Raw genomic sequence first — 832 nt, forward strand, 5'->3', positions numbered from 1 at the left:
GAGCCTACCTTTCGATACCGCGGTGCCGCAGGCATTGGTTGTGCTCGTCCAACTCACCGTCGCGGCTGTTGGCCCGCTGCTTGGAACCCTCGTCGCCGCGGTGATTTTGGCCAGCCTGCTAGCCAATGGTGGATTTGTCTTCTCTCTGGAGCCGATGAAGCTCAGCTTTAAGAAAATTGACCCCTTTGAAGGGCTGAAGCGCTTGGGGTCTGCTCGTTCCATGGTCGAAGTCTGCAAGACCATGTTCAAGGTATTGGTTCTCAGCGCAACCTTTTCCATTGTCCTTCTCGGGATGTGGAAGACAATGGTCCCTCTGCCGATCTGCGGCATGGGCTGTGTTGGCCTCATCTTTATGGAGACAAAATTGCTGATGGGAATTGGCGCCGGCGCACTGCTGGTCGGCGGACTGATCGATCTCCTGCTCCAGCGCGCGTTGTATCTGCGCGAAATGCGCATGACCAATACCGAAGTGACGCGCGAGTCGAAGGATCAGCAAGGAGCGCCAGAGTTGAAAGGTGAACAGCGTCGCATCCGCGAGGAGGCGGCCGACGAGCCTGCGCTTGGCGTGCATCGCGCCACGCTGGTCTTAACAGGAAGGGCGGTCCTGATCGGTCTGCGTTACGTTCGCGGTGAAACCGGGGTGCCGTTCTTAGTTTGCCGTGCCGAAGGTGAGCGCGTTTCACATGTGCTGAGTGAGGCGCGGGCACTACGCCTGACGATCGTCCATGACCATGTCTTAGCGCGTCAGCTGATAAGCACTACAAAACTCGGCCACGCGGTTCCTATGCAATATTTCCAGCCTGTCGCGAAAGCATTCTTTGCCGCAGACTTG

Annotated in this window: 1 protein-coding gene; it reads left to right on the forward strand. The window is 57.6% G+C overall.

Annotated features, from left to right (window positions below; genetic code table 11):
- Positions 1-22: 22 nt before the first annotated feature.
- Positions 23-832: EscU/YscU/HrcU family type III secretion system export apparatus switch protein (locus EOA85_RS36360; protein WP_245486401.1), on the forward strand; the 810-nt coding region annotated here is incomplete at its 3' end.

The sequence above is a fragment of the Mesorhizobium sp. M5C.F.Ca.IN.020.29.1.1 genome, assembly GCF_003997375.1.
GTDB lineage: Bacteria > Pseudomonadota > Alphaproteobacteria > Rhizobiales > Rhizobiaceae > Mesorhizobium > Mesorhizobium wenxiniae.